This window comes from Actinacidiphila yeochonensis CN732 (genome assembly GCF_000745345.1).
GTDB classification, from domain to species: domain Bacteria; phylum Actinomycetota; class Actinomycetes; order Streptomycetales; family Streptomycetaceae; genus Actinacidiphila; species Actinacidiphila yeochonensis.
The window spans coordinates 397,786-423,618 of record NZ_JQNR01000004.1 but is presented as its reverse complement, the minus strand read 5'-3'; the positions used below and the strand labels follow the sequence as shown (position 1 = coordinate 423,618).

Sequence of the window (25,833 nt, the reverse complement as noted above, 5' to 3'; positions counted from 1 at the left end):
CAGCCTATCCACGGGGAAACGCCCAGGTGAACGGGGTGACGCCGGACGACGGAGGTGCCCGCCGGGAGGCCGGACGGGATTCCGGCCGTCGAGGCCGGGCAGCCCCCGGGCGGACGGGCAGAACGGGCAGAACGGCGGACCGGCGGACCGGCGGACCCGTGCAGCGTGCGGACCGACTGGCCCTTGCAGCGTGCGGACCGGATGGCGAAAAGCCGTAGCCGCCGTCCGGGTGGGCGCGTAGGGTGGCGCGACCTGGAAGTCGGCGGTCGGGCGGAGGGGGCGGCGATGGGGTGGGATCGGGTGCTCGGGTTCGCGGCCATGTCGCTGGTGCTCGTACTCATCCCCGGCCCGAGCGTGCTGTTCGTGCTCGGGCGGGCCCTGGCCCACGGACGGCGGACCGCGCTGGGCAGCGTCCTGGGGAACGCGGTCGGGGCGTACGTCCTGGCCGCGGGTGTGTCGGTGGGGCTGGGCGAGGTGGTGAACCGCTCCGCCGCCGTCTTCACCGCCGTGAAGCTGGCGGGCGCGGCCTACCTCGTCCTCCTCGGGGTGCGCGCGTGGCGCGGGCGGTGGAAGCTGGCCGCCACCCAGACGGGTGAGCGGTCCGACGACGGGCCCGCGGGCGCCGCGCCCACCGCCGTCACGGTGCCCGCCGGCGCCGCCCTCGCCGCAGCGGGTGCCGGGCGGCGGCGCGGGGCGTTGCGCGGGGACGTCCGCACTCTGCGGCAGGGCTTCGTGGTCGGCGTCACCAACCCCAAGACCTGCGTGTTCTTCGCAGCCGTGCTGCCGCAGTTCGTGGACCCTGAAGCCGGGCGGGTGCACGAGCAGATGCTGCTGCTGGGCCTGGTCTTCACCCTCATCGCCCTGGTCTGCGACAGCCTCTGGGCGGTGACCGCCGCCGCGGCCCGCAGCTGGTTCGCCCGTTCACCGCGCCGGCTGGCCGCGGTGGGCGGCACGGGCGGCCTGGCCATGATCGGCCTCGGCCTGGCCGTCGCCGTCACCGGCCGTGCCGACTCCTGAGCACCGCGCCGGGGCCGGGCAAGCGATCCACGAGCACCAGCAGCACCAGCAGCACCAGCACCGATGACGGCAGAGGGCAGCAGAGGGGACCAGGGGAGGCGTCAGGGGGCGGGGAGGCGTCGAAGGGCTGTGAGCAGGCGCACACACCACCCCATAGCGAAACGTTTGCGTTTCGATAGTGCCGGACGTACGGTCATCCTGGAACGGCAGTACGAAACCGTTTCGTTCCCTCCGGCGGCCCGTGCGGACCGCACCTCCCCGTCCCTCCAGGAGACCAGGAACATGTCCACACACTCCGCAGCCGACGCGCCCGTCGACGCCTCCCCGCCGGGGGTGCCGGTCGAGCTCGGCAAGCAGCCCCGCCACGAGCGCGCCAACCACCGCTGGTGGGTGCTCGCGGTCATCGCCACCGCCCAGCTGATGGTGGTGCTCGACGCGACCGTCGTGAACATCGCGCTGCCCTCGGCCCAGAAGGCGCTCGGCTTCAGCGACGGCAACCGCCAGTGGATCGTCACCGCCTACTCGCTGGCCTTCGGCAGCCTGCTGCTGGTCGGCGGCCGGCTCGCGGACCTGATCGGCCGGCGCATCGTCTTCCTCATCGGCGTGGTCGGCTTCGCGGGTGCCTCCGCGCTCGCCGGCGCCGCGCAGAACTTCGAGGTGCTGGTCTCCGGCCGCGCCCTGCAGGGACTGTTCGGCGCGATGCTGGCGCCGGCCGCCCTGTCGCTGCTCAACACGACGTTCACCGACGCCAAGGAACGGGCCAAGGCGTTCGGCATCTACGGTGCCATCGCGGGCGCGGGCGGCGGCGTCGGCCTGCTGCTGGGCGGTGCCCTGACCGAGCACCTGAGCTGGCGGTGGACCCTCTACGTCAACCTGGTCTTCGCCGTCATCGCCTTCATCGGCGGCCTGATGCTCCTGCGCAAGGGCGCCCCCGCGGACCGGCCCCGGCTGGACCTGCCCGGCACGCTGCTGGTCACCGTCGGCCTGTTCTGCGTGGTCTACGGCTTCTCCAACGCCGAGACGCACCACTGGGGCTCCCCGATGACCTGGGGCTTCCTGGCCGGCGGCGTGGTCCTGCTGGCGGTCTTCAGCTGGTTCCAGACCCGGACCCGGCACCCGCTGCTGCCGATGCGCGTACTGACGGACCGCAACCGCGGCGCGTCCTTCGCGGTCCTGGGGATCTCCGGCGCCGGCATGTTCGGCGTGTTCCTCTTCCTGACCTACTACCTGCAGCTGCTGCTGCAGTACAACCCGGTCAAGACGGGCCTGGCCTTCCTGCCGATGATCGGTGCCCTGATGGTGGCCGCCCAGATCGCCACCAACAGCCTGCTGCCGAAGATGGGCCCGCGGCCGATCGTCCCGGTGGGCATGGCCCTGGCGGTCGGCGGCATGGTCTGGCTGACCGCGCTCAACCTGCACAGCGCCTACGCCGCCAACGTGCTGCCGCCGCTGCTGGTGACCGGCGTGGGCCTGGGCCTGGTCATGCCGTGCGCGATGTCGGTGGCCACCTCCGGCGTCAGCGAGCAGGACGCGGGCGTCGCCTCCGCCCTCGTCAACACGATGCAGCAGGTGGGCGGTTCGATCGGCACCGCGCTGCTGAACACGCTCGCGGCCACCAAGGAGCACAGCTACCTCAAGGCCCACCCGGGCGGCGGGGTGGCGGGCGAGGCCCTGGCCAAGCTGCACAGCTACGCGACGGCCTACTGGTGGTCGGCGGCGCTCTTCGCCGTCGGTGCGATCGTGGCGGCGCTGCTGTACCGCAGCGGCCGGATCGAGGGCTCCCCGGGCGAGGCCCAGGCCGTCCACATGTGAGCCGCCTCCGGGCGCGCCGTCCCACGGCGGCCGCCCGGAGAGGCCGAGCACCGCAACCCGGCCGCAGGACTCCCCGGCGCTCGACGAGCGGTGAGCGCCCGGGGCGAGGTCCTGTCTGGCAGAGACCGCCGTCCGCCCGCAGGGCGGGGCCGGCGGTGTCTGGTGGGCCGACCGCGAGCCGGGGGAAGGCGGGCGCAGCGAGCTGCACCGACGACCGGCGACGCGGCGAGGGGCCGTCCAGGCGCCGCCCGCCGGGCGGGATGTGTCAGACAGGGCCGAGGGGCCGGGCCGCCGGGTCATCGTGGGGACGGGACACCCGGCAGTGCGACCCCTCACCCGCCGCCCCGCCGGTACGCCGCCTCCGCGCGTACCGGCGGGGCGGCGGCTTTCGGGCCGGGCGCCGCGGGCCATCCGCTGCCGTACGGCCTGTCCAGCCGGCCGGTCCGTACGGCCGACGGACGCGCGAACCGACCGAACGACCGACGCCCGTCCGTCCAAGCCGGCCCGAACGACGACGCCCGTCCGTCGGACCGACCCGGCCGAACGGTCAGTCCCCCACCGCGGTCAGTCCCCCACCGCGGCCGGTTCCGGCGGGGCGGCCGGTGCCGCAGTCCCGTCCCCGGCTGGGTCCTTCGCGCGCCGGCCGGGAGCCAGCAGCGCGCAGAGCGCGCCCACCAGGACCACCGCCGCCGGGACCGCGATGGTCGGCTTGACCGCGTCCACGTAGCCGTGCACGAAGATGTCGTGCGCGGCCCGGTGGAGCTCGGCGGTGACGCCGGCGGACTGCCCCTTGGGCAGCGGTACGCCGCCGTCCTGGCCGGGCGCGACGTCGAGGCCGCCCGAGCCCGCGGCGGCGTAGCCGTGCAGGAACTGGGCCTTCACACCGTCGGGCACGCCGCGCAGGGTCGCTGTCCGGGCGCGGGCCTGGGACGCCAGGTGGGAGGCGAGTTGGTGCTGGAGGACGGCGCCGACCACGGACGAGCCGATGACGCTGCCGACCTGGCGTACGGCGTTGAACATGCCGGACGCGGCGCCGACCTGCTGCGGCTGGATCTCGCGCATCGCCTCGGCCGTCATGGGCGCCATGCTGAGGCCGAGCCCGGCGCCGGCCACGATCCCGGGCAGCAGGAACTCCGGGACGCCCGCGCCGAGCCGGATGGCCGGGATCATCAGCGCGATGCCGCCGCCGAAGAGCAGCAGCCCGGACGCCAGCACCCACTTGCCCCCGTACCGGTCGGCAAGCCTCCCCGCCATGGGCGCGGCGAAGATCGTGGCCAGCGACCAGGGCGCCAGGGTGAGGCCGGCGTGGATGGCGCTCATGCCGACGACGGACTGGAGGAAGAGGATCACCGGCAGGTAGATCCCGAGGATGCCGAACGCGACCAGCGCCTGCACCCCGTTCATGACCGAGTAGACGCGGTTGCGGAAGAGCGCGAGCGGCAGCAGCGGTTCGGCCGGCCGCCTCTCGTACAGGACGAACGCGATCAGGACCGCGGCGCCGGCGCCGATGATCTCCCAGATGGTGACCGGCCCCCAGCACGCGCCCCAGTCGTAGCGCTGGCCCTCGACGAGGCCGAAGACGATCAGGAACAGTCCGGCGCTGGCCAGCAGTACGCCGGTGACGTCGAGGCGGTGGCTGCGGCCGGGGCGGATGTCGGGGACGTAGAGGAAGGTGCCGACCAGGGCGAGCAGGCCCACCGGCACGTTGACGTAGAAGATCCAGCGCCAGCTCGCCTGGTCCACCAGGACGCCGCCGAGGGTCGGGCCGGCGATGGTGGACGAGCCGATCACCGCGCTCCACACGCCCATCGCGGCGCCCCGCTTCTCCTGCGGGAAGACGGAGTTGACGATGGCGAGGGTCTGCGGGGTGAGCAGGGCGCCGCCGATCCCCTGGATCACCCGGGCGGTGATCATCTGCGTGGCGGTGTCCGACAGGCCGCAGGCGACGGACGCCCCGGTGAAGACCACCAGGCCGACGACGAACAGGTTGCGCGGCCCGAAGATGTCGCCGAGCCGGCCGCCGGTGATCAGCAGCGTGGCGTAGGAGAGCAGATAGGCGTTCACGACCCAGACGATCTGGTCGAGCGAACTGCCGAGCCCGTCAAGCATGGCGGGCAGGGCGATGTTCACGATCGTCGTGTCGAGCATGATCATGAAAAAGCCCAGGCAGAGGACGAGCAGGACCAGCCAGGGGTTGGCTTCCCGCCCTCTCGCCGTCGTCTTCACGGTGGTCACTGAGGGCTCCTCACAACGGGCGCGGGACCGGTACGGAAACCCGCGCGGAGAGCGGGCGGAGAGTGCGGGGCGAAGGGCGGGGCGCGGGCGCACGCCGAACCGGGCGGTGCGGGTCCGCGCACGACGGGACGTGACGAGCGTGACGGGCACGCCGGGCGCGAAGAGGTACGGCGTCGTGTACGACCGCCGCGGGACCGGTTCCGCGCCCGGTACGGCGCCGGGCGGCGGGAGCCCGGAGGGGCAGCTGCCGGAGCGGGACACCCATTACGAGCTTTTACTCGTACTAGGCGCCACAGTACGAGTGATTGCTCGTAAGTGTCAACGGCTCCGGCCTGGGACGTTCCGACCCGCGCGGGATATCGTGGACCTGCCGTGCGCCGTCCGCCGCGGCGCGGGCCCGAGGGAGGACGGATGTCGCAGACGCCGCAGACACCGCGGACACCGCCGGCCGTGCGGCCGCCGCGCCGCCGGCTGGCCCGGGGGGAGCAGCGCATAGCGCAGCTCCTGGACGCGGCCGCGCAGGAGTTCGCCGAGTCGGGGTACGAGTCCGCCACCACCAACAGCATCGCGGCGCGGGCGGGCGCCTCCCCGGGCACCCTCTACCAGTTCTTCCCCAACAAGGAGGCCATGGCCCAGGCGCTGGCCGAGCGGTATCTGGCCGAGCTGGGCGTGGCGTTCGCCTTCGTCGGCGATCCGGCACTGGCCGCGGAGCCGGTGGGCGCGCTGGTGGACCGGGTGGTGGACCCGGTGGTGGCGTTCACGGTGGCCAACCCGGCTTTCAAGGCGGTCTTCGCCGGCAACGCGACGCCCCGTCACCTGGCCGCTTCCTCCGAGGAGTTGCACAGTACGGTGCAGGGCTGGATGGAGGCGGTGGTGACCGCCGTCGCACCGGGCCTTCCGGCCGAGCGGCGGCGGCGGGCGGCCACGGTGGCGATGCACATCCTGCGGGCCATGCTGCCGCTGCTGATCCAGGTCGGCGCGCGCGAACGGGGGAAACTGGTCAAGGAGTTCAAGGCCGCCCTGCGCGGCTACCTGGAACCGCTGGCCGCCGGGCCGGCCGCCTGACCCCCGTCCCGCGCGCGAGCGGGACGGCGGGGCCGCCGGGGCGCCGGGGGCACCGGAGTGAAGGCGTCACGGCACCCCGGACACCCCGGCGCGCCGTCCCGGGTCAGACCTCGCGGGGGGCCTCCAGGCCGTCGGCCAGCCGGTCCAGCAGGGACGCCAGGGTCGCCGCGTCCTCCGCGCCCAGGAAGGCGGTGATGCGCCCCTCCAGGGCCATCATGGCGGTGTCGGCCTGGGCGAGCAGCTCCTCCCCCTCGGGGGTGATCCGCATCTCCAGGATGTGCTTGTGCCGCGGGTGCGGTTGGCGGCGGACGAGCCCGCGCCGCTCCAGACGGCTCGTCAGGCCCGCGATGTTCTGCGGCGTGACCCCCAGCTCGCGGGCGACCTCGGCTCCGGTGGCGCCGGGATTGAAGGCAATCGCGGCGAGCAGGAGGTAGTGCGCCGCCGCGAGGTCCAGGGGGCGCAGCTCCTGCTCCTTGGCCCTCTGCATGGCCCCTGCGGCACGCCTCGCGGTCCATAGGACCTGGTTGAGCGCGTGTTGGTTCATAGCGTCATCGTAACGATCACCAGCGGCAGGCAACAGGTCAGTCACTGAGTATCCATCACCGTGTTACGAACCATCAAGTGCTTGACATGGGGCAACTGGATGAGTGAGGGTTGACCTGCCAGACCCGTACCACTGCCGAGGTTCGAGAGCACGACCGAGACGGTTGAGACAGGGGAAGTTGTGAAGCGGCCAGCGGATCAGGACCTGCCGGCGGGCAGCCGAGGGGCCCTGGCACACCGCTTCGGAGAAGCGCCGGGGTTATCCGGCCGGCGTCCGCCGCGTCCGCACCCGGCCGCCCACCGGCGCCGCTTTTCCTCCAGTGCCTCCCCCGCCGTCTCCCCCGCCGTCTCCTCCAATGCCTCCGCCTGGCTGTCCCGCACCCGGGCCGCCGCCGGCTCCCGCGCACGGCCCTCCGCCCGATCCGCCGCCGGTCCGCGCCCCGGGCCCGTCCGGCCGCCGTACCGCCCCGGGCCCGTCCGGCCGCCGCACCGCGTCGGGCCGACCGCGGCGCCCCGCCCGCTGTCGGCGCGGCGCGTGCCGCGCCCCTCGCCCGCCACCCGCCTGCCGCGCCCGCTGCCCGCCCACTGCCGCGCGGTCCGGGCACGGTCCCGCTCCCGCGGAGCCGCGGCCGGCCGGCCGCACCACCACCATCGCGCCGGCCACCCGCTCCGGCCCGGCCACCGCGTCGGATCCGCCGCACGGCTTCCCGCCGCCGGCCCGAGGCGGGAGGGGCCAAGATGACGACGCTCCCCTCCCGCACCGCCTCGGCCCGCCGGCCGGCACGCACGTCCCCGGCCATCCGGGCCGTCGCGGACCCGCCCGCGCCCCGGCGACCGGCACGCCACCCCCTGGACACCGGACGGCCGAACACCAGAGCGCCGTGTACCGAAGAGCCCGGACAGCCCAAGACCGCACCGCCGCGTACCGGAAAGCCCGGACAGCCCACCGCCGGACCGCCGAAGTCGCCGCCCGCGCGGCGCCGTTGGCGGGCCGCCGGAGCCCTCCGGCCGCCCGCCGGCCGCCGCCCCGCGGCTACCGTCCGGCGGCCGGCCCCGCACCCGCGGCGGCCGCCGCGTCACCCCCGTACCCACCACGCAGCACCGCGCACGTCCGCCTGGAGGAACCGCATGTCCGCTGACACCAGCCTGTTCACCACCGCCTACGAGATCCCGAAGAAGTGGAGCGTCGCCCAGATCCCGAACCTCACCGGCAAGCTCGCGGTCGTCACCGGCGCCAACAGCGGGCTGGGCCTGGTGACGGCGCGGGAGCTGGCCAAGGCCGGTGCCGACGTGGTCATCGGCGTGCGGGACACCGGCAAGGGCGTCGCCGCCGCCGCGGAGATCAGCGCCGCCGCGCCCGCCGCGAAGGTGGACGTCGGCCGGCTCGACCTGGCCGACCTGACCTCCGTCCGCGCCTTCGCCCAGCGGTTCCTCGGCGAGCACGACCGGCTCGACCTGCTGATCAACAACGCGGGCGTGATGGCGCCGCCGCGCCGTACCACCGCCGACGGCTTCGAGCTGCAGTTCGGCACCAACCACCTCGGCCACTTCGCGCTCACCGGCCTGCTGCTGCCCGCCCTCGTCACGGCGCCCGCCGCGCGGGTGGTCACCATCAGCAGCTCGCTGCACACCATGGGCAAGATGGACTTCGAGGACCTTCACAGCGAGCAGAAGTACAGCCGTTACGGCGCCTACGGCCGCTCCAAGCTGGCCAACCTGCTGTTCGCGGCGGAGCTCGACCGGCGGGCGGGCGCGGCCGGCACCCGGCTGCACTCGTACGCGGCGCACCCCGGCTACGCGTCCACGAACCTCCAACTGGCCGGTCAGAAGGGCGCGATGCGCGGCATGATGGCCGCCGCCAACGGCCTGTTCGCGGTGAGCCCGCTGGCCGGCGCGTCCCCGACGCTCTGCGCGGCGACCCTGCCGGACCTGCCCGGCGGCGTGTTCGTCGGCCCGCGCAGCCTCGGCGGCTACCGCGGCACGCCGGGCGTGGCCAAGCCCCACAAGCGGGCGCAGGACGCGCAGGTCGCGCAGCGGCTCTGGTCGGTCTCGGAGACGGCCACCGAGGTCGGCTACGACTTCGCCGCCGCGAGCACCCGGCAGGTGTGACGCCGTGACGACCGCGAAGGGGCCCGTGAAGGGCCGCAGGCACTCCCCGCGGGGCCGCGAGGCCGACGTGGTGGTCGTGGGCGCCGGGCTGGCCGGGCTGTCCACCGCGCACGGGCTGCGCGAGGCGGGCCTCGAACCGCTCGTGCTGGAGGCCCGCGACCGGGTGGGCGGACGGACGTTCAGCGAGCCGATCGGCGACGGCGCCGTGGTGGAGCTGGGCGGCCAGTGGCTCGCGGTCGGCAACGACCGGATGGGCGCCTTCGCGGCCGAGGCCGGGGCTCCGCTGTTCCGCACCTGGACCCAGGGCACGGACCTGATGGAGCTCTCCGGCGACCTCCGCCGCCAGCGCGGGCAGGTTCCGCCGCTGCGGCCCGCCGCGCTGCTCGACGTGGCGCTCGCCCGCTTCCGGCTCGACCGGCTGGTGGGACAGGTGCCGGTGCGCGAGCCGTGGCGGGCGGCGCGGGCCGAGGAACTGGACGGCAGGACCGTCGGCGACTGGCTGGACCGCACCGTGCGCAGCCGCGAGGGCCGGGCACTGCTGGACACCGCGTTCACCACGGTGTGGGGCGCCGACCCGCACCGGCTGAACCTCCTCCAGGCGCTGGCCTACATCGGCTCCACCGGGAAGTTCGACAACCTGACCACCACCAAGCTCCACCACCGGATCACCGGCGGCGCGGCCCGGGTCGCCCAGTGGCTGGCCGCGGGGCTCGGCGACCGGGTGCTGCTCCAGGCACCGGTGACGCACGTCGACACCGCGCCGGCCGGCGGCGGCGTGGAGGTGGTGCACGCGCGGGGCACCGTACGGGCCCGGCGGGTGGTGGTGGCGGTGCCGCCGCAGCTGGCGGCGGACATCGTCTTCACGCCCGACCTGCCGCACGCCCGGCGGGCCGCGCTGCGTGCCGTGCCGATGGGCTCCGTCACGAAGGTGTCGGCCGTCTACGCCGCCCCGTTCTGGCGCGAGCGGGGCCTGAGCGGCCGGGCGCTGACCACGCGCGGCCCGCTGACCGGCGTCTTCGACAACTCGCCGGTCGGCGAGGAGGTGCCGGGGGTGCTCGTCGGGTTCGTCCCCGGCGCCGCCGCCCGGGAGTTCGCCGGCCGGCCGGAGGCGGAGCGGCGGCGCCTGGTGCTGGAGACCCTCGCGCGGCTGTTCGGCGCCGAGGCGGCTGAGCCGGAGGCGTACTTCGAGAAGGACTGGAGCAGCGACCCCTGGTCGCGCGGCGGCTACTTCGGGCTGCCGGCGCTCGGTGCCATGAACGGCTCCGTGCGTCTGCTGAGCGAACCGGCCGGGCCGGTGCACTGGGCGGGTTCGGAGACCGTCCTGAAGGACTACGGGGGGATGGAAGGTGCCGTCTCCTCCGGCGAGCGGGCGGCGGCCGAGGTCCTCGCCGCCCTGGGAACAGGGGTCGAACAGCACGTCTGAACCGGCGATGCGGCCGATGACGGGGGCTCCTTGGTCCTGTTCGGCGAAGATCGCCGGTCCGCCCGCAGAACGGGCCGGGCAGGCGGGATGCGTCAGACAGGGCCCCGGCACGGATCGTCCTGCCCGAGCGGAGAGGCTGCGTGAAGCGAGTGGACCACATACAGGCAGAGCGCGACGGCGCGGTGCTGACCGTGCGCGTGCTCAACGGACCGTACAACTTCCTCACCGGCGCGGTGACGTCCGAGCTGGCGCGGACGCTGGCCCGCGCCGAGCACCGCCGCGGCGTGCGCGCGGTGGTGCTGACCGGTGAGGTGCCCGGGGTGTTCCTGGGCCACTACGACGCCGAGGAGCTGCTGGCCGGCGCCGAGGCCGGCGGCATGCGGGTGCCCGCGGCCGCCGCGCCCGGGCCGCTGCGCCTGGTGGGCGCGCTCGGCCGGGTGCCGGGCGCGGGGCGGGCGCTGGACCGCAGCCCGGTCGCGGGCATCCGGGCGCTGCTGGCCTTCCACGGGCTGATCCGCCGTATCCAGGCCAGCGACAAGGTGTACGTCGCGGCGATCGACGGCCTGGCCCTGGGCGGCGGCTTCGAGCTGGCCCTGGCCTGCGACATCCGGGTCATGGGTGACGGCGGCTACAAGGTCGGTCTGGTGGAGTCGACACTCGGGCTGATCCCGGGCGGCGGCGGCAGCCAGCTGCTGGCCCGCACCCTGGGCACCGGGCGGACCCTCGAACTCCTCCTGGAGGGAAGGCTGCTGGGAGCACAGGAGGCCGCCGAGGCCGGGCTCGTGCACCGGGTGGTGCCGCACGAGGACGTGCGGCGGGAGGCGGCGGCCGTCGCGCTGCGGCTCTCACAGCGGGCGCCGGGCTCCGTGCGGGCCGTCAAGCAGGCCGTGCACAAGGGGGGTTCGAGCTCCCTGGGCCGGGGCCTGGCGATGGAGCGGGCCCGGTTCCTGGCGCTGGCCAGCCGCAGGTCCACCCAGGAGCACCTGCGCCGGTACGCCGAAGGCGTGCGGGCGCACCGGGAGAAGACCGGCGGCGACGCCGCCTCGTTCGCCGAGGACTGCCTGCCCGCGTGGCTGGCGGAGACCGGCGGCGACACGCGGTGAGCCGCTGACGACGCCCGCCCCTGAATCTGACGAACCGTCAACACAACGCTGTGTCAACGATGTTCGACAGGTCGCCACAGCCATCTCAACGGCACGGCCGGACGGCGGCTCGCCTTCCCGGGAGCCGCCACGCGGACTCCCCGCCCGAGGCGCCGAACCGGCGCTCCACGCCGCCCTGTCCATTCCACCCGCCCGCCGACGCGACCGCGAGCGCTCTCGGCCGTCCCGCCGCAAGGGCGTCCACCCGGCCCCGGCGGCGGCCCGATCCGCCGTCCCCCACGACTCCGCACGCCCGCGCACCTCGTGCGTCCCGCACACCCGGCAACACCCCGAACACCTCGAACACCCCGAACACCCGCACGTCCGTACACACCCACTCGCTCGCCCTCGCCCTCGACCAGGGCCTACCCAAGAGAGTGATGCACCGATGCTGGGAAACACCGTAGGTGACGGCGCCCGAGTCGCCGTCGTCGGCAGCGGCATATCCGGACTGTCCGCGGCGCTCCACCTGGAACGCGCGGGCTTCGACGTCGACATGATCGAGCGCGAGGACCGGCTCGGCGGCCGGTTCGGGGTCGCGAAGCTGGGCGACCGGCCGGTGATGATGGGCGGCAAGAACATCGGCCGCAAGTACACCGCCTTCCGCACCTTCCTGGACACCCTGGGCAGCTACCGGTGGGAGCCGTTCGGGATCAACACGTCCATGATGAAGGACGACGAGGTGCTCACCCTGGACAGCACCCGGCGCACCCGGTCGCTGGCCAACATCCGCAAGATGGGCAAGCCGCGCGACTTCGCGCGCCTCGCGGCGATGGCGGCGCGCATCCAGAGCGACGAGTCCAACAAGTTCCTCGGCTCGAAGTACTTCACCGAGCTCGCCCGCAAGTACGACCACGAGCCGCTGTCGGCGCACTTCAGCGAGCAGATCACCAACACGCTGCTGCGGCCGATGACGGTCCGGATGAACGGCGCCGAGCCGGACGACGTCTACCTCGGCACGTTCGGCACCAACCTGGCGCTGCTGCTGGACTACTACGACCAGTTGGTCGACGGCGTGCAGCCGGCGCTGGAGGCGTTCGCCCGGCGGGTGAACGTGCGGCTGAACACCACCGTCGAGGGCCTGGTGGTCCGCGACGGCCGGATCGCCGGGGTGCGCGCGTCCACCGACGGCGCGCCCGCCGAGGAACTGCCCTACGACGGCGTCGTGGTGGCCGCCCCCGCCTACGCCGCCGCCGAGATCGTCCGCTCCGAACTGCCGGGCCTGGGCAAGCGGTTGAGCGAGGTGCGGTACAACCCGTCGTCGGTGATGCTGGTGGAGTACGACCGTCCGGTGTTCACCAGCACGGTACGGGCGCTGGCCATGCACGACGGCGGCCCGTGCAGCAACGCCGGCTCCTACGGCATGAACGACCGGCACATCGTGCGCTACACGTTCAGCGGGCGCGGCGCGCGCGACACCGAGCTGTCCACCGAGCAGCTGAACACCTGGGTGGAGCAGACCGAGCGGCGGCTGACCCGCTACCTGGGCGCCACCCGGGCCAGGCCGCTGAACCGGGTGGGCCGGATCTGGCCGGCCGCCTACAGCGCCTACCTGCCCTACCACGGGGAGTTCCTCTTCGACGTGCGGCACGCGGTCCAGCAGCTGCCCGGCCTGGAGCTGTCCGGCGACTACCTGTGGGGCGTGTCCATCGAGTCGTGCACCCGGGCGGGCAACGCGGCCGGGCAGCGGCTGACCGAGCAGCTGACCGGGCAGTCGGCGGCCTCGGCGCCGGTGCGCAAATGAGCCGGGCGTGGCGGGCCGGTGCGGCCCGCCACCGCGGCTGGGCGGTGGTCACCGGCGCGTCGTCGGGGATCGGCCGGGAGATGGCGGGCCGGCTCGCGGCCCGAGGCCACCGGCTGCTGCTGGTGGCCCGCCGCAAGGACCGGCTGGACGAGTTGGCGGGTCAGCTGCGCGGCGCGTACCGGGCGCGGGTGGAGGTCAGGGCCTGCGACCTGGCCGACCGCGCCGACCGCGCCGAGTTGGTGGAGGAGTTGGCCGCGCTGGAGATCGGGGTGCTCGCCAACAACGCGGGCTTCACCACCTGCGGCTACCTCGCCGACGGCGACCCCCGCGCGGAGGCCGCCGAGGTGGAGGTCGACGTGGTGGCGATGCACGAGCTGACGCTCGCGGTGCTGCCCGGCATGCTGGCGCGCCGCTGCGGGTCGATCCTGATCACCGGGTCGACCGCGGGCATGCAGCCCGTGCCGGGCGCGGCCACGTACGCCGCGTCCAAGGCGTTCGTCAACACCTTCGCCGAGTCGCTCCACGCCGAGCTGCGCGGGACCGGGGTCAGCTGCACGCTGCTGGCCCCGGGCCCGGTGCGCACCGAGTTCATGGCGGTGGGCGGCGCGGCGGAGCTGGAGGCCAAGCAGTGGATGGCCTGGAAGACGCCGCGGACGGTGGCCCGGGCCGGGCTGCGCGCGGCCCGCCGGGGTCGCCGGATCGCGGTGCCGGGCGTTGTCGCCAAGGCGCAGGCGCTGGCCGGCCGGCACGTGCCGCACCGGGTGACGTTCGTCGTGGTGCGGCGGCTGGTGCTGCCGCGACTGCGGCGGCCGGCCGCCGCGGCGGCGGCGGACCCGCGCGAGCGCCCGGCCCTGGAACGGGCCGGGCGCTCGTAGGCCCTGTCCGGGCGGGTGCGGCGCGCGCCCGAGCGGGGGCCGGCCCACCGGCCCCCGCTCGGGCGCGCGGTTCAGCCGCCGAACGGGCCGCGCAGCTCCTCGGTGACCCGCCACAGGCGGGCGGCTGCGTCCGCGTCGCGGGCGGCGGGCGAGGCCGGCGTCCGGTCGAAGCGGTTGTAGTACGCGCCATTGACGACATCGGGGGAGGTCGCGAGGTGGACGACGGGCCCGGCCCCCTTGCCGGGGGAGAGCGCGAAGACCGACAGCATCGCCACCTGGGCGCGCGGCAGGTCGCGGCCGATGCGGGTGCGCACCACGCCGGGGTGCAGCGCCACCACGCCCAGGTGCGGGAGCCGGCGGTGCAGCTCCGAGGTGAAGAGCATGTTGGCCAGTTTGGAGCGGCTGTAGGCCGTCCAGGTCTCGTAGGATCGCTCCAGTTGCAGGTCGGAGTAGTCCAGGAAGACCGCTCCGCCGCTGATCGCGGCCCGGTGGCCCTCGGAGTTGACGTTGACCACGCGTCCGCCGCCGGCCTCCAGCAGCGGCAGCAGCGCACCGGTCATGGAGTACGGGGCCAGGTGGTGGACGGCGAAGTTCAGCTCGATGCCCTCGGTCGTCACCTCGCGGCGGCGCGAGACCAGGCCGGCCGCGTTCACCAGCACGTCGACGGCGGAGGTGCGTTCGCGGACCGCTTCGGCGATCTGCGCCACGCCCGCCGCGGTGGAGACGTCTCCGCCGACGAAGGTGTGCGATCCGTCGCGCGGGGTGTGTTCGGCCAGTTCGCGCAGCAGGTCGCGGCCGCGCGAGGCGTCCCGGCCGACGGCGATCACCCGGTCGCCGCGCTCGGCGAACCGGGTGGCGGCCGCCCGGCCGATGCCGGAGGTGGCGCCGACCAGCACGATGGTGGCGGCTTCACGGACCGGCGGGGCGGTGGTGGACGTCGTGGTCGCGTCCAAGAGTCACTCCTTCGGGGGTGCGGGACCGGTGGCGGGGCCCCGGGCAGCGCCCGCGACGGTGCCGCGGACCGTACTGCCGGTGGGGCCCCGGGCGGGGTGCGGGGCCGGGAGCGGTACGCGCTCCGGCCCCGTCTCGGGTCGGTGCGGTCAGCAGCCGCCGGCGACGATGTCGTCCATGGCGCGTTCGGCCAGCGCGGCGATGGTCAGGGAGGGGTTGGCGCCGCCGACGTTGCCCGGCAGCAGCGCGCCGTCGAGGACGTACAGCCCACGGTAGCCCTTGACCCGGCCGTAGAGGTCCGTCGCCTGGCCGATCGGCACGCCGCCGAGCGGGTGGGCCGTGCCCTCGGCGGAGGGCGCGATGGTGTCGACGGCGCCGCCCAGGCCCTTGTCGATGATCACCTGGTTGAAGTTGGACGCGGCGTCCAGCGACGGGGTGTTCTTGCTCTCGTCCCAGTCGAGCATGTCGACCTTGCCGGTCTTCTTGTCGTACGTCCACGTGCCGCGGTTGTCCAGGTCGGCGGAGACGCTGAACTGGGCCATGTACGGGGTGCTGTTGAACGGCATGAAGTACCAGTTCTCGACCCGGGTGGGGATGCCGAGGCCCTTGTCGCTGTCGACGAAGACCGTCGAGGCGCAGGGCGCCCCCTGCGTGGCGCCGACCGGTCCGTCGAAGGTGCGGAAGGCGAACGTGTCGCCGTTGCTGCCCCAGTTGGTGCCGACCGAGGTGTCCAGGCCGGGCAGCGCGCCGCTGTCCCGGGCGGCGACCATCAGCCGGGTGGTGTTGACCGAGCCGGCGGCGACGAAGAGCAGGTCGGCGGTGTAGGTGGCGGTGCCGGCGAGGGTGCCGTCCGGGTTGTACCGGCGGACGTCGACGCTCCAGCCGCGGCCTCCCGCGCCCTGGTGGATCGCGGTGACCTCGGTGAGGGTGGCGATGCGCACGTTGCCCGTGGCCAGCGCCCTGGGCAGGTAGGTCTGGGTGAGGTCGTTCTTCGCGCCGTCGCTGTTGCCGAAGGACGACTCGCCGGCGATGGCCGAGGGCCGCAGCCGGCCGGCCAGCTCGCCGCGGACCTTGGTCCAGTTGAAGACGGTGTCGACGGGGCTGCTGGCGTAGCCCGCCGCCGACACCTGGGCGTCGAAGGCACGCGAGTGGGTGAACGGGTCGGAGCCGTAGATGTCCGAGGGCATGGCGGAGGCGCCGATGTTGCCGCGCACCCGCGGGTAGTAGACCTTGTCCAGCTCGTCGTAGGAAAGGCCCTTGGGGTAGAGGGCGTTGAAGTACTTGCGCGGCGGCTGCACGGTGACGCCGGCGTAGACGACGGAACCGCCGCCCAGGCAGGCGCCGGCCGCTATCTGGATGGCGCCCGCGGTGATGACCTCGATCAGGCCGGGCACCGGGCTGATCGGTACCGGCTGCACGCCGGGCCACTCGGCGGTGTTCTGGAACCAGAACGTCTGGCTGGTGGGCGCCAGTTCGTTGCCGAACACCGCCTGCGTCGGGCTGTAGGCGTAGTGCTGGCCGCGTTCCAGGACGAGGGTCTGCACGCCCGCGGCCCCCAGCCGCAGGGCGGCCACGGAGCCGCCGAACCCGGAGCCGATGACCAGGGCGCTGGTCCCGGCGGCAAGCGAGCGCCGGGAGTCGGCGAACGCCTTCGGAAGGCCCAGCACCCCGGCAGCGGATATCCCGCCGGCCGTGGCCGCACGGAGAAAGCCGCGTCTGCTGAACGTCGTCACGTGAATGACTCCTTCATCTGTCTTCTGCTACCGGCGCACGCCCTCGCGTTTATGCTCTCTCAGGGAGTGCGCGGGTACCGCAGTCCCCCCGGACCGCGGGAGCAAGCAGACACCAGCGCAAGCCTTCTCAGCAAGCACGATCTTCGAATGACACCGGGCGCCGGGTGACTTAAGCAGCCGGCCCTGGCGAATATGCTCCGGCCGGCGAACAACCTATAGGGCGGGTGACCGCCGCCCTGCGCCGTTCCAAAATGAATTTTTCTACGGGGGAACGCAGAATGAGTACCACCGAACAGCGGCTTGCCGACCGGCTGGCCGTGGGGATGCTGACCTGGACCTATCCGTTAGAGGCGGTGGAGAACGCGATCACCGCGGCCGGCCGGTGCGGCCAGCGGAACCGGCTGCTGCCGCCGCACCTGGTGGTCTACTTCGTGCTGGCCATGTGCATGTTCCCGGCCGCGCGGTACGAGGAGGTGGCGGAGCTGCTGGCGGAGGGCATTCGGCTGACGGCGCCGGCCGGGCTGAGCACGCTGCGCTCCGTACCGTCCACCGCCGCCGTCTCCCGGGCCCGGATGCGGCTCGGCGCCACACCGCTGGAGACGCTCTTCGCGCAGGTCGCGACGGTGCGGAGTGTGACACCGGGGGCGCCGCCGGAGCGCCTGGAGGACCTGCGGGTGCGGGTGCTCGGGGGCAGGGTCTCGGCGCTCCCGGAGAGCCCGGAGAACGCCGCCGTGTACGGGGCGGCCTCACCTGGCGGGCGGCCGAGCGGGCCGCGGCTGCGGATCAGCGTGCTGGCCGACAACGCCAGCGGCGCGCTGCTGGGCGCCCGGCTGGACCCGGTGTACGCGGGCGTGGGCGACGTGGCGGGCTCCCTGCTGGGCCGGGTCGGCCCCGGCGACCTGGTGGTGGCCGACGCCGACTACGGTCGGCCGCGGCTGTGGCGTACCGCCGCCCGGACCGGTGCCGACCTGCTGTGGAGCGTCCCCGACGGGGTGGTGCTGCCGCCGGCCCGGCCGCTGTCGGACGGCTCCGCGCTGACCCTGCTGCCCGCCCGGCCGGACCCCGCCTCGGGCCGCGCCGAGCTGGCCACGGTGCGGGTGCTGAACGCCCGGCCGGGCGGCGGGAAGCAGCTGCTCACCACGCTGCTCGACCCGCGGCAGGCCCCGGCGCCGGCGCTGCGCGCGGTGTACGCCGACCGCTGGAGCTTCGAGGCCGCCTCGCAGCGGCTGGCCGACCGCGGCAAGCGGGAGCTGCGCTCGCGCTCCCCGGAGATGGTGCGGCAGGAAATCTGGGGCCACCTCCTCGTGTACTCGGCAATACAACGGCTCTCGAATGATCCCCGCGCTTAAGTCACCGGATTCCTGTTGTGTCACCCCCGGGCAGCTGGACCCACCGTCTTCCCGGGGGAAACACACTATTCACACGGGGGCCTCTGGAGCGCGTTGACCCGGGATGCACCGGCGGCTAGAGTGAGCCGGGCAACCGGTCTTACGGCCGGGAATTACGGGGGGCGCCCTCCTGGAATCGCGGATACCGAATTCCATGGCGGACGCGCGGGTTCTGAGCAATCCCCGCACCGCGGCACCGACGCCGCCTCTCAACAACACGTAAAATCCGCACATCATATGCGCGATCGAATTCTGCATGCCGCAGTGCCGATTATTTCGCACACAGGGGAGCGGGAATTGGAAACGCCACTCAAGCACCCGACGGTCTCCGTCCTGCTGTCCGAGAACGCGCAGGAGCTCGGCGACCGGACCGCCTACACGTTCCTCGCCGACGGGCAGGACGAGGCCGAGGCTCTCACCTGGGGCAGGCTCGACCTGGAGGCCCGGGCGGTCGCGGCCCGGCTGCTGCGCTCGGTCCGGCCGGGCGACCGCGCGATGATCCTCGCCGCCGACAACGCCCACTTCGTCCGGGCCTTCATGGCCTGCCAGCACGCCGGCGTGATCGCGGTGCCGGTGGCACCGCCCACCCCGCTGCGCAACCCGCGCAAGACGGCCGTCCTGCAGTCCGTGGCGCACGACAGCGGCGCCGCCGTGGTGCTCACCGGCAGCACCCCGGACCTCCACGACCCGATCTCCGAATTCGCCCCGGAACTCGGGGCGTTGGAATGGATAGCGGTGGACACGGTGCCGCTGTCGCAGGCCGCGGACTTCCGCCCGCCGGCCACCGGCCCGGAGGACATCTCCTTCCTCCAGTACACGTCCGGCTCGACCTCGCTGCCCAAGGGCGTGATGGTCACCCACCGGGCGCTGCTGCGCAACGAGGAGATGTTCGCCGACATCATGCGGATCGGCCGGCAGGACGTGCTCGTCTCCTGGCTGCCGCTCTTCCACGACATGGGCCTGATCGGCAAGGTGCTGCAGAACTGCTACGCCGGCTCGCACCTGGTGCTGCTGCCGCCGCTGGCCTTCGTGCAGCGGCCCTCCCGCTGGCTCCGGGCGATCACCCGCTACCGGGGCACCGTCACGGGCGCGCCGAACTTCGCGTACGACCTGTGCGTACGGCGCATCCCCGAGGAGGACCGCGCCGAGTTCGACCTGAGCAGCCTGCGGGTCGCCTTCTCCGGCGCGGAGCCGATCCGCCCGGCCACCGTGGAGGCGTTCGCCGCCGCCTACGCCCCGCACGGGCTGAGCCGCGGGGCGCTGATGCACGCCTACGGGCTGGCGGAGGCGACGCTGATCACCTCCGGCACCGAGGCGGGCGCCGGCCCGGTGTTCATCGCCGCCGACCGCGAGGCGCTGCGCAAGGGCACCGTCGTCCCGGGCACCGACCACGTGGTGGTCGGCGTCGGCAGGGCGCGGTTGAGCCGGGAGATCGTCATCGCGGACCCCGAGACGCGGCGCACCCGCGCGCCGGGCGAGGTCGGCGAGGTCTGGACGGCCGGCCTGGACACCCCCGCCGGGTACTGGCGCAACGCCGAGGAGACCGAGCGCACGTTCCACGCCCACACCTCCGACACCGGCGCCGGCCCCTACCTGCGGACCGGGGACCTGGGCGCCCTGGTCGACGGCGAACTCGTCATCACCGGGCGGCTGAAGGACCTGGTCATCGTCGGCGGACGCAACCACTACCCGCAGGACATCGAGCTGACCGCCGAGAGCGCGCACCCGTGGGTGCGGCCGGGCTGCGGCGCCGTCTTCGCCGTCTCCGCCGGCGAGGGCGAGGCGGACGACGAGCAGGTGGTGCTGGTCGCGGAGGTGCTGCGGCCCCGGGAGACCCGGGGCAAGGGCGCCCGGGCCGCCGAGCTGCCCTCCCTCGCCTCGATCCGGCGGGCGGTGCTGGCCGCCGTCAGCGCCGAGCACGGCATCCAGCTCGACGTCGTCCACCTGGTGGTGCCCGGCTCCGCGCCGAAGACCTCCAGCGGCAAGATCCAGCGCCGTGCCGCCAAGGCCGAGTTCCTCGCGGGCACCTTCACCGCGGCCCCGGAACCCGAGAGCCGCGCCCTGGAGGGAATCTCCTGATGAGCCGTCAGCAGGAAGTCGCCAACTGGCTGGTGGCGCGGCTGGCCGAACTCCTCGGCCTGCCCGCGCGGGAGGTGCCCACCGACGAGCCCTTCACGGGCCTGGGTGTCTCCTCGCTCCAGGCCGTCGAGCTCTCGGACACCCTCCAGCGGTGGGCCGCAGTGGAGTTGAGCCCGACGGTGGCCTACGACTACCCGTCGGTGGACGAGATCGCCGCTCACGTGGCCGGCCTGCTCGCCCGTTCCGCGCCGGAGGAGGAGCCCGGAACCGGCTCCTCCGGGGCGGAGCCGGCGGCCGCGGGCACCGCCCGCGCGGACGGCGGCGCCGTCCCCGTCGCGGTGGTCGGGATCGGCTGCCGGGTTCCGGGGGCCACCGGGCCCGCGGAGTTCTGGCGGCTGCTCACCGAGGGGGTGGACGCGATCAGCGAGGTGCCCGCCAACCGGTGGGACGCGGACGCCTTCTACGACCCGGACACCTCCAAACCAGGGCGGATGAACACCCGTTGGGGTGGCTTCCTGTCCGACGTGGAGGGCTTCGACGCCGACTTCCACGGCGTCTCCGCACGCGAGGCGGCCCGCATGGACCCGCAGCAGCGGCTCACCCTGGACACCGCCTGGGAGGCGCTGGAGGACGCCGGCATCCCCGCCGGTTCGCTGGCCGGCTCGGCGACCGGCGTGTTCATGGGCGTGTCCACCTTCGACCACGGCACCGCCGTCTTCGGCTCCCTGGAGGGCACCCAGCCCTACGACGGCACCGGCGGCGCGCTGAGCATCGTGGCCAACCGCCTCTCCTACACGCTGAACCTGCGCGGCCCCAGCATGGTGGTGGACACCGCCTGCTCGTCCTCGCTGGTCGCGGTGCACCTGGCCTGCCAGGCGCTGCGGGCGGGCGAGGCCGACCTCGCGCTGGCCGGCGGGGTGAACGTGATCGCCAGCCCCCGGATCGCGCTGAGCTTCAGCCAGAGCGGCCTGATGGCGCCCGACGGACGGTGCAAGCCGTTCGACAGCCGCGCCGACGGCTACGTACGCAGCGAGGGCGTCGGCGTGGTGGTCCTCAAGCCGCTGCCGGCCGCCCTCGCCGACGGCGACCGGGTGTACGCGGTGGTGCTGGGCGGCGCCGTCAACCAGGACGGCCGCACCAACGGCCTGACCGCGCCCAACGGCCCCTCGCAGGAGGCGGTGCTGGCCGCCGCGTGCGCGGCGGCCGGGGTGGCGGGCGGCGAGGTCGGCTACGTGGAGGCGCACGGCACCGGCACCGCCGTCGGCGACCCGATCGAGGTCGCGGCGCTGGGCAGGGTGCTCGGCGACCGCCCGGCCGGGCGGAGCCTGCGGATCGGGTCGGTGAAGTCCAACGTCGGCCACCTGGAGGCCGCGGCGGGCGTCACCGGGCTGATCAAGACCGCGCTGGCGCTGCACCACCGGTCCATCCCGCCGACCGTGCACTACCGCGAGCCGAACCCGCTGCTGGGCCTGGAGCGGCTGCCGGTCACCGTGGTCGCCGAGCAGGAGCCGTGGCCGTGCGACGCCGCCGGCGCGCCGGCGCCGGCCGGCGTGTCCTCCTTCGGCTTCGGCGGCACCAACTCCCACCTGGTACTCGCCGCGGGCCCCACCCCCGTGCGCGCCGACCGGCCGGCCGACCGGACCGGGTCCGGACAGCCGGCCGCGGCCGGCGCGCCGCCCGCGGCGGGGCGGACCGAGGACGGGGACGCGGACGGCGCGGACGGCGACGCCGTCCTCGTCCCCGTCCTCGTCCCGGTCTCCGCCCGCTCCCCCGAGGCGCTGGCGGCACGGGCCGCCGCCTGGGCGGCCGAGGCCCGCGCCCACCGGGACGAGCCCGGCTGGCTGCCCCGGGCCGCGGCCGCCGCGGCCCTGCGCACCGACCACGCCCGGCACCGGATCGCGGTCGGCGCCACGGACGCCGGGCAGCTCGCCGACGCCCTGGCGGCGCTGTCCGGCGGGCAGGCCGCCGCGTTCGCCGCCGGGCCGCGCGCGGCCGCGCGGACCGAGCCGCGGGTGGTGATGGTCTTCCCCGGGCAGGGCTCGCAGTGGGCCGGCATGGGGCGGCGGCTGGCCGCCGCCGAGCCGGCCTTCCGCGAGGCCGTACGGGACGCCGACGCGGCCGTCGCCCGGCACCTGGGCCGCTCCCTGTGGAGCGACGAGGAGGGGCTGGTCGTGCGGGGTACGGCCGAGATCCAGCCGGCGCTGTTCGCGATGCAGACCGCGCTGGCCGCGACCTGGCGGGAGTGGGGGCTGCGGCCGGCGGCCGTCGTCGGGCACAGCATGGGCGAGATCGCCGCCGCGCACGCGGCGGGCGCGCTGTCGCTGGCCGACGCCGCCGCCGTGGTGTGCGAGCGCAGCCGGCTGCTGACGGAGCTCTCCGGGCTCGGCGGCCTGCTGCTGGCCGAACTCACCGCGGCCGAGGCCGCGGCGCTCGTCGAGGGCCGGGAGCGCGAGGTGTCGGTGGCCGCCCTCAACGGGCCGCGCGCCACCGTGCTGTCGGGCACCCCGGCGGCGCTGGACGCGATCGAGGCGGAGCTGGACCGGCGCGGCGTGTTCGCCCGGCGGATCGCGGTGGAGTTCGCCGCGCACAGCCCGCAGGTCGAGGCGGTCCAGCCGCGGCTTGCGCGGGCCCTGGCCGGCCTCGCCCCGCGCGACGCCGAGGTGCCGCTGTACTCCACCGTCACCGGCGCACCGGTCGGCGGCCGCGAACTGGGCCCCGGCTACTGGGTGCGCAACGTGCGCGCCCCGGTCCTCTTCGGCCCGGCGCTGGAACGCCTCGCCGACGACGGCTACGACGCGTTCCTGGAGATCGCGCCGCACCCCGTGCTGGCCCGGCCGGTCGCCGAACTCCTCGACGGACGCGGCCTGGGCGCGCTGCCCGTGGTCTCCTCGCTGCGCCGCGGCGAGGACGAGCCGCGCACCCTGACCACCGCGCTGGGCGAGCTGTGGACGCACGGCGTGCCGGTGGACTGGCGCCGCCGCCACCCGGGCCCGGCCGCGCACCTTCCGCTGCCCGGCCACGGCTGGCGGCGCCGGCACTTCCCGCTGGTGCCGCGCCCCGCGGCCCCCGGCGCGGAGACCCGTCGGGCCGCCCAGCTCCCCACCCGGCCCGACGACCACCGGCTGCTCGGCGCCCGCGTCCCGGTGGGCGCCGAACCCACGCTGACCGTATGGCAGTTGGCGGTCGGCGAGCAGGCCACCCCGGAGCTGGCCGACCACGTCGTGGAGGACACCCCGATCGTGGCGGGCGCCTACTGGCTGACCGCCGCCGCACAGGCCGCCGCCGTGGTGAGCGCCGGCAAGCCGTTCGCGCTGCACGACGTCGCCTTCTCACAGCCCTGCCCGCTGCGCGAGGACGGCGGCGAACTCCAGCTGGGCCTGCGGCCGGACGGGGCCGGGCAGTCCTTCGTCATCACCTCCTGCCCGCCCGACGGCCACCCCGTCGTCCACGCCCGCGGCACCGTCGGCGGGCTGCCCGGCGGACGGCGCCCCGGCGCCGAGGACACCCCCGAGGCCGTCGCGGCCCGCTGTGCCACGCCCGTCGCGGTCGACGCCCACTACGACCGGCTGGCCGCGGCGGGGCTGCGCTACGGGCCCCGGTTCCGGGCGCTGACCGGGCTGTCCGTCGGGCGCGGCGAGGCGCTGGCGCGCTTCGCGCTGCCCGACGGGCTGCCCGCGCGGGGGTGGCCTCTGCACCCGGCGCTGCTGGACTCCTGCCTGCACACGGTGGCCGCGGCCGCCACGGAGGCCGGCCGGGGCGGCGCGCTGCCGCTGCCGGTCGGCGCCGACGAGGTGTGGACCCGCACCGACGGGCCCGCGGTCACCGAGGGCTGGTGCCACGCCCGGGTCGTCTCGGCCGACGGGCTGCACATCACCGCCGACGTCGCCGTCCTGGACGCGCACGGCGCGGCCGTGTGGTCGGCGACCGGGTTCCGGGTCCGGCTGGCCGCGCCGCGCCGTCCGGAGGACGGCCGCCTGTACGAGGTGCGGTGGCTGCCCGTCGAGGCCGGGCCGGGCGGGTCGGCGGAGGGCGCCTGGCTGGTGCTGGCCGAGGACCCGGCGCTGCGGGAGCGGCTGGCCTCGCTGGCCGAGCGCTCCGGCGGCCGGGCCCTGACTCCCCCGCCGCGGGCGGACGAGGCCGCCGACGCCCTGCTCGCCTGGGCCGAGGCCGAGGCGGGCGGCCCGCTGCGGGGCATCCTCGACGCCCGCGCGATACCAGCGGCCGGGGCACCTCAACCCGCGGACGCCGCGTCGGCGTTGGCGTCGGGCACCGGGAGACTGCTCACCCTGATACAGAGCCTGACGCGCCATCAGGTCGACCAGGCGGCGCCCCGCCTGTGGGTGTTCACCGCGGACACCCAGGGCCCGGCCGGCCCGGGCCGGCGGATACCCGCGGGCGCCGCCCTGTGGGGCCTGGGCCGGGCCTTCGCCAACGAGCACCCCGAGATCGGCTGCACCCTCGTGGACCTCCCGGCGGAGCCGGCCGCCGCCGCGCTCACGCCGCTGGCCGCGGCGCTGCGCGCCGCCGAACCTCCCGCCCAACTCGCCCTGCGCGACGGCGTCCTGACCGAGCCGGTGCTGGCCGAGGTGCCGCGGGCCGCGCCGTCCGACGCGCCGCTGGACGGCGACCGCGTGCACGTCGTGACCGGCGGCCTGGGCGCGCTGGGCCTGCGGACAGCGGCCTGGCTGGCCGGCCGCGGCGCCCGGCACCTGCTCCTCCTGGGGCGCGGCGCGCCCTCGCCCGAGGCCCGCGAGGCGGTGGCTGACCTCACGGCGGCCACCGGCTGCTCGGTGGCGACCGCGAGCGTCGACCTCGCCGACCGCGAGGCGCTGCGCGCCGTACTGGCCGCCGCCGGCCGGCCCGTCGGGGGCGTCGCGCACCTGGCGGGGGTGCTGGAGGACGCGCTGCTGCCCGACCTCGACCCCGCGGCGCTGGCGCGGGCGCAGTCCGGCAAGGCGGCCGGCGCGTGGCACCTGCACGAGCTGACCCGCGACGAGCCGCTGGAACTGTTCGTGGTGTTCTCCTCGCTGGCCGGCCTGATCGGCTCGCCCGGCCAGGCCGCCTACGCCTCGGCCAACACCTTCCTGGACGCCCTGGCCCGGCTGCGCGCCGCCGAGGGGCTGCCTGGGCAGAGCGTCGACTGGGGCCCCTGGGGCGGCGCCACACTCGCCGCCTCGGGCGGCGGCGTGGACCGGCTGGCCGCCCGGGGAGTGCCCCCGCTCGACCCGGACACCGGAGTGGCGCTGCTCGACGAGGCCGTCCGCTCCGGCCGCCCCCACACCGCGGCGACCGCGCTGGCCCCGGCCGACCTGGTCAGGAGCGGGGTGTGGCCGGCCGCCCGCGCGCTGCTGGCCCCGCTGCTGCCCGTCCCCGACGGCCGGGACGGCGGCGCGGACCCGGCTGCGGCCGGGCGGGGCGCCGTCCGGGAGCGGGTGCTGGCGCTGGACCCCGGCCCCGAACGGCTCGCGGCGGTCCTGGAGTTCCTCACCGAGCAGCTGCGCCAGGTGCTGGGCGCGCGCCCCGGCACGGTCCCCCCGGACGTGCCGTTCCAGTCGCTGGGCTTCGACTCGCTGATGGCGATCGAGCTGCGCGGCCGGCTGGAGGCGGCGCTGGACGTACGGCTGTCGGCGACGCTGGTGTACGCCCACCCCACCGCCGGGGCTTTGGCCGACCAGCTGCTCACCAGGATCGTCCCGGAAACCGGCTCCGACCCTGCG

General features: G+C 75.2%; 14 protein-coding genes and 1 pseudogene. 11 read left to right on the top strand and 4 right to left on the bottom strand.

Annotation, left to right across the window (positions count from 1 at the left end; genetic code table 11):
• Positions 1-285 precede the first annotated feature (285 nt).
• Positions 286-1,017 carry a LysE family translocator gene (locus tag BS72_RS08585; protein ID WP_037908427.1) on the top strand — a complete coding sequence of 244 codons (732 nt, stop codon included), beginning with the start codon at positions 286-288 and terminating at the stop codon, positions 1,015-1,017.
• A 282-nt stretch (positions 1,018-1,299) separates the two neighbouring features.
• Positions 1,300-2,829 carry an MFS transporter gene (locus BS72_RS08580; protein WP_078901160.1) on the top strand — a complete coding sequence of 510 codons (1,530 nt, stop codon included), beginning with the start codon at positions 1,300-1,302 and terminating at the stop codon, positions 2,827-2,829.
• A gap of 564 nt (positions 2,830-3,393) precedes the next feature.
• On the opposite strand, the gene BS72_RS08575 is transcribed toward BS72_RS08580, so the two are convergent.
• Positions 3,394-5,064, bottom strand: coding sequence for a DHA2 family efflux MFS transporter permease subunit (locus BS72_RS08575; RefSeq protein ID WP_051950833.1), 1,671 nt, complete (start codon positions 5,062-5,064; stop codon positions 3,394-3,396).
• Positions 5,065-5,475: 411 nt separating this feature from the next.
• On the opposite strand from BS72_RS08575, the gene BS72_RS08570 reads away from it, so the two are divergent.
• Positions 5,476-6,129 (top strand): TetR/AcrR family transcriptional regulator, encoded by a 654-nt coding sequence (locus BS72_RS08570; protein ID WP_037908426.1) that lies wholly within the window; start codon positions 5,476-5,478, stop codon positions 6,127-6,129.
• A 103-nt stretch (positions 6,130-6,232) separates the two neighbouring features.
• On the opposite strand, the gene BS72_RS08565 is transcribed toward BS72_RS08570, so the two are convergent.
• Complete coding sequence (locus tag BS72_RS08565) at positions 6,233-6,673, bottom strand: MarR family winged helix-turn-helix transcriptional regulator (protein ID WP_037908424.1); 441 nt, start codon at positions 6,671-6,673, stop codon at positions 6,233-6,235.
• 1,127 nt (positions 6,674-7,800) lie between these two features.
• Between BS72_RS08565 and BS72_RS08560 the strand changes: the two genes are divergently transcribed.
• From BS72_RS08560 to BS72_RS08540, 5 genes are all read left to right on the top strand, one after another.
• Positions 7,801-8,781 carry an oxidoreductase gene (locus BS72_RS08560; protein ID WP_051950832.1) on the top strand — a complete coding sequence of 327 codons (981 nt, stop codon included), beginning with the start codon at positions 7,801-7,803 and terminating at the stop codon, positions 8,779-8,781.
• 4 nt (positions 8,782-8,785) lie between these two features.
• Entirely contained in the window at positions 8,786-10,204 is a 1,419-nt protein-coding gene (locus BS72_RS08555) for a flavin monoamine oxidase family protein (RefSeq protein WP_051950831.1), read from the top strand.
• Positions 10,205-10,344: 140 nt separating this feature from the next.
• Entirely contained in the window at positions 10,345-11,307 is a 963-nt protein-coding gene (locus BS72_RS08550) for an enoyl-CoA hydratase/isomerase family protein (RefSeq protein ID WP_157856181.1), read from the top strand.
• A 427-nt stretch (positions 11,308-11,734) separates the two neighbouring features.
• The gene (locus tag BS72_RS08545; RefSeq protein ID WP_051950830.1) at positions 11,735-13,090 is read left to right on the top strand and encodes an FAD-dependent oxidoreductase; all 1,356 of its coding nucleotides are present in this window, start codon (positions 11,735-11,737) and stop codon (positions 13,088-13,090) included.
• Positions 13,087-13,965 carry an SDR family NAD(P)-dependent oxidoreductase gene (locus BS72_RS08540; RefSeq protein ID WP_051950829.1) on the top strand — a complete coding sequence of 293 codons (879 nt, stop codon included), beginning with the start codon at positions 13,087-13,089 and terminating at the stop codon, positions 13,963-13,965. Before BS72_RS08545 ends, BS72_RS08540 begins: the two co-directional genes overlap by 4 nt.
• Positions 13,966-14,036: 71 nt before the next feature.
• On the opposite strand, the gene BS72_RS08535 is transcribed toward BS72_RS08540, so the two are convergent.
• Together BS72_RS08535 and BS72_RS08530 are read right to left on the bottom strand one after the other, a co-directional pair.
• Positions 14,037-14,918 carry an SDR family NAD(P)-dependent oxidoreductase gene (locus BS72_RS08535; protein ID WP_051950828.1) on the bottom strand — a complete coding sequence of 294 codons (882 nt, stop codon included), beginning with the start codon at positions 14,916-14,918 and terminating at the stop codon, positions 14,037-14,039.
• Between the two features lie 147 nt (positions 14,919-15,065).
• Positions 15,066-16,649 carry a GMC family oxidoreductase N-terminal domain-containing protein gene (locus BS72_RS08530; RefSeq protein WP_037908420.1) on the bottom strand — a complete coding sequence of 528 codons (1,584 nt, stop codon included), beginning with the start codon at positions 16,647-16,649 and terminating at the stop codon, positions 15,066-15,068.
• A 278-nt stretch (positions 16,650-16,927) separates the two neighbouring features.
• Here BS72_RS08530 and BS72_RS08525 point away from each other — a divergent pair, with 278 nt between their 5' ends.
• The 3 genes and pseudogenes from BS72_RS08525 to BS72_RS39810 form a co-directional block, all read left to right on the top strand.
• A complete protein-coding gene (locus tag BS72_RS08525; protein ID WP_051950826.1) occupies positions 16,928-17,998 on the top strand; it encodes a transposase domain-containing protein in 1,071 nt (356 codons plus the stop codon).
• A 336-nt stretch (positions 17,999-18,334) separates the two neighbouring features.
• Positions 18,335-20,116, top strand: coding sequence for a fatty acyl-AMP ligase (locus BS72_RS08520; protein WP_051950825.1), 1,782 nt, complete (start codon positions 18,335-18,337; stop codon positions 20,114-20,116).
• Positions 20,116-25,731: pseudogene (locus BS72_RS39810) on the top strand (SDR family NAD(P)-dependent oxidoreductase); the annotation flags it as partial. The gene BS72_RS08520 and the pseudogene BS72_RS39810, both read left to right, overlap by 1 nt.
• Positions 25,732-25,833 lie beyond the last annotated feature (102 nt).